The organism is Campylobacter sp. RM12640 (assembly GCF_020137595.1).
Classification (GTDB): Bacteria; Campylobacterota; Campylobacteria; order Campylobacterales; family Campylobacteraceae; genus Campylobacter_E.
In genome coordinates this window covers 1-4671 of record NZ_JACGAU010000043.1, presented here as the reverse complement: position 1 = coordinate 4671, position 4671 = coordinate 1, and the positions used below count along the sequence as shown (strand labels likewise).

2 rRNA genes are annotated in these 4671 nt (G+C 38.2%); both read right to left on the bottom strand.

The window, feature by feature from the left end:
- Positions 1-1026: 1026 nt before the first annotated feature.
- Positions 1027-1143, bottom strand: a 5S ribosomal RNA gene (gene rrf, locus AVBRAN12640_RS09725).
- A 226-nt stretch (positions 1144-1369) separates the two neighbouring features.
- Positions 1370-4281 (bottom strand): 23S ribosomal RNA (locus AVBRAN12640_RS09720).
- Positions 4282-4671 lie beyond the last annotated feature (390 nt).

Sequence of the window (4671 nt, the reverse complement as noted above, 5' to 3'; positions counted from 1 at the left end):
ACCCCCCCCCAACACTAAAAACTCATATCCTAATTATGTTTTATATGCGTAATAAATACTTTTATATAATCAATAAATCTAATTAATTTAATTACTTAATAAGCTTAGGTATTAACTTACTCTAAGGTATTTAATTAAGTTTAATTTTTATTACTTTAAATCACTGATTAAACTTAACATAAAAACACTTTAGTATTAATTACTTATCTTCTAAAAACAATCTAAGCCCTAATTACTGCAAAAGAATTTAAATCCAAATTTTATATAAGCTTAATTTTTAAATACTTCGTTTTTTAAAAGCTTTGTTTTACAGAAATTTTATTTAATATAAACTTTTCTATACATAAACCTAGTTTTAAAAACTTCTTTTACAGACACTTTGTTTTTTAAAAACTTTGTTTTTTAAAAACTTCGTTTTAAATAAACTTCGTTTTAAATAAACCTAATTGTATAAACACCTCATTTACTACTAATATTGCTTATTAAAGATAAAGATTTGATAGCATAAATAAGAAATTTGCTAACAATAATATTACTTAATTAAAATTAGAAAAAATAATATTAAATCGCAATCCTTCACTACCAATATTATTTTTCAACCACTCATATTACTTTAATAATGTTTTCATATGAGATTATGGCTTACGTCTAAATATTATTATCATATTGATTTAACTTTAGCTACCTAAAAAACAATTAATAACCTAAGCTTATTGAATACATAATTCTTTAAGCATATAAAGCAAATAAAAAACCTATATAAAAAGCAAGAGCTATATTGTATAAGTATCATTTAAAATATCTGTTTTTATAATCTCATACTAAAAAACATAATTAAGTAAATTATTTAAAGTAAAGGTTTTAAAAAACCCAAACAAAGCTAAAAAAGAAAGCAACAATAAAAACTTACCTTTTAGCCCTATCCCGTTTCTACAATTAAAAAATATAATAAAAAATTAAATCTAAAAATATGTATATAAAAATCAATTATTATTAAAAAGAAAGGAGTTAAAAAAGATTTTAACAAGTCCGCAACGAGCTACTTTCCCCATGCCAGTAAGGCGTAGTATCATCACCCACAATGTGCTTAGCTTCTTGGTTCGGGATGGGACAAGGCGTTACCACATTTGTATAATCACGGACATTGTTATTTAAATATATTAGTATTTAATAAACTTAAATAACAATGTTAAAAGCAAGTAATAAACTAATTCAATAACCTTTTTAAAGCTAAAAGTGACGCAGTTATTTTTTCTTAGTGCTAGGAAAGCGACTGAGATAAGACTGATAGTCTATCAAAGGAGCTTGACGACGCAATAAGGAAAAAGAACAAGTCAATTAAAACCTTAGCAAGGAAGTAATGCTTATTTAAAGTAAGCGGACGGTCTATTAGTATTGGTCAGCTAAATGGCTTTCACCACTTACACACCCAACCTATCAAGCAGCTAGTCTTGCTGCGACCTTAAGAGAAGATTCATCTTAGAGTTGGCTTCGAGCTTAGATGCTTTCAGCTCTTATCACATCCGAACTTAGCTACGCTGCGATGCTCTTGGCAGAACAACAGCTACACCAGTGGTTCGTTCAACCCGGTCCTCTCGTACTAGGGTCAAATCTCTTCAATCTTCTTACGCCCACGGCAGATAGGGACCGAACTGTCTCACGACGTTCTGAACCCAGCTCGCGTACCGCTTTAAATGGCGAACAGCCATACCCTTGGGACCTGCTCCAGCCCCAGGATGCGATGAGCCGACATCGAGGTGCCAAACCTCCCCGTCGATGTGAGCTCTTGGGGGAGATCAGCCTGTTATCCCCGGGGTACCTTTTATCCTTTGAGCGATGGCCCTTCCACACAGAACCACCGGATCACTAAGACCGACTTTCGTCTCTGCTTGACGTGTTTGTCTTGCAGTTAAGCTGGTTTATGCCTTTATACTCTACAAACGATTTCCAACCGTTTTGAACCAACCTTTGTAAGCCTCCGTTATTTTTTGGGAGGCGACCGCCCCAGTCAAACTACCCACCAGACATTGTCCTACGTGAGGATAACTCACGCTAGTTAGCTACCCGAATAAGAAAGAGTGGTATCTCAACGATGGCTCATTATAAACTGGCGTCTATAACTCAAAGCCTCCCACCTATCCTGCACATTCTTATCCAAGTAGCAGTGTCAAGCTGTAGTAAAGGTCCACGGGGTCTTTCCGTCTTGCCGCGGGTAGGAGGAATTTTCACCTCCACTACAATTTCACTGGATCCCTCTTTGAGACAGCTCCCATCTCGTTACGCCATTCATGCAGGTCGGTATTTAACCGACAAGGAATTTCGCTACCTTAGGACCGTTATAGTTACGGCCGCCGTTTACTCGGGCTTCGATCAAGAGCTTCGCATTGCTGCTGACCCCATCAATTAACCTTCGAGCACCGGGCAGGCGTCACACCCTATACATCCACTTACGTGTTAGCAGAGTGCTGTGTTTTTGGTAAACAGTCGGGAGGGACTCTTTGTTGTAAGTTTCCTTGCCTTCGGAGTAAATCCTAATACAAGGCTAACCACACCTTATACCGAAGATACGGTGCTATTTTGCAGAGTTCCTTAAAGAGAGTTCTTCCACGCGCCTTAGAATACTCATCCCACCCACCTGTGTCGGTTTACGGTACGGGCAACATTATCTAAACTTAGAAACTTTTCTTGGCTCGACGGCATCAGCAATTCTTCCTTCCATCCGAAGACTTCAGAAAGCCTTTCAGTTCTCGGTCTAATGTTATACGGATTTGCCTGTATAACAACCTACTACCTTAGACTAGCACTTCCATCCGCTAGCTTGCTTAGCCCTAAGCGTCCTTCCATCGCACAATAATGTTGGTATTGGAATATTAACCAATTTTCCATCGCATACCCCTTTCGGACTTTGCTTAGGACCCGACTAACCCTACGATGACGAGCATCGCGTAGGAAACCTTGGGTTTACGGCGTTAATGATTCTCACATTAATTATCGCTACTCATGCCTGCATGCTCACTTCTATACGCTCCAACGCTCCTTACCGGTACATCTTCAACGCCTATAGAACGCTCTCCTACCACCCAAGCTAGGCTTGGGTCTACAGCTTCGGTACTTATTTTAGCCCCGTTATATTTTCCGCGCAAAATCACTAGACCAGTGAGCTATTACGCTTTCTTTAAAGGATGGCTGCTTCTAAGCCAACCTCCTGGTTGTTAAAGTAACTTCACATCGTTTTCCACTCAAATAAGATTTAGGGACCTTAGCTGGTAGTCTGGGTTGTTCCCCTCTCGACGACGGATTTTATCACTCGCCGCCTGACTGCTGTGATTACACTATAAGTATTCGGAGTTTGATAGGGTTTGGTACATTGGTGTATGCCCTAGCCCATTCAGTGCTCTACCCCTTATAGCTACTACACAACGCTATACCTAAATATATTTCGGAGAGAACCAGCTATCACGAAGTTTGATTGGCCTTTCACCCCTATCCACAAGTCATCCGGAGCCGTTTCAATGGCCGTCGGTTGGGTCCTCCACTAGTTCTTACACTAGCTTCAACCTGCTCATGGATAGATCACTTCGTTTCGGGTCTGCAGCATCTGACTTATCGCCCTATTAAGACTCGCTTTCGCTACGGCTTCACGTTAGCTTAACCTTGCCAGACACCACAACTCGCAGGCTCATTATGCAAAAGGCAGTCCATCACCCTGTATTGCTACATAGGGCTCTGAATGATTGTAAGCAAATGGTTTCAGGTTCTATTTCACTCTGATCACCTCAGTTCTTTTCACCTTTCCCTCACGGTACTTGTACACTATCGGTCAGACATTAGTATTTAGGGTTGGATCGTGGTCGACCCAGCTTCAGACAAGATTTCACGTGTCTCGCCCTACTCAGGATACTGCTAAGTAAAGTAAAGATTTTATGTACGGGAGTATCACCCTCTACGCTCAAGCTTTCCAACTTGTTCTACTATCTTTGCTTAGTCTTTGTTGCAGTCCTACAACCCCACTAGTAAACTAGTGGTTTGCCCTCTTACGCTTTCGCTCGCCGCTACTAGCGTAATCTCTATTGATTTCTTTTCCTGTTGGTACTAAGATGTTTCAATTCCCAACGTTCGCTCCATATATGGTAATACATATCTCTATGTATTGGGTTGCCCCATTCGGAAATCTACGAATTAATGCCCCTTGACGGCTCCTCGTAGCTTATCGCAGTCTAGTACGTCCTTCATCGCCTTTGTCTGCCAAGGCATCCACCATTTGCTCTTATTAGCTTACCTTTGTTAATAATGTTATTAATATTTTTACAATTAATAGTATTAATTGAAATATATTTGCATGCATTATTGTTATTGTTTTTAGTATTACTAAAACGCATTACTTCCTTGCTAAAGTTTTTATGTAATTATTAATCTTAATCTTCAAGACGGAAAGCGTCTAAGCTGTGATGCTTAAAAACTTTTTCTTATATATACTTAAATATATGTAATAAGAAAGAGATTAAGTATAACTACCTTTAACAAGCTTATGAAATTGTTTTATATTACTTGCTTGTGACTCTTAACATTGATAAATAAAATAACACTAGGTTAGAAACTATATATAAACATAGAATTAAATTAAATAAAACCTAGAAAGAACATTTAGCTTAAATGCTCTGTTTAAGTTTT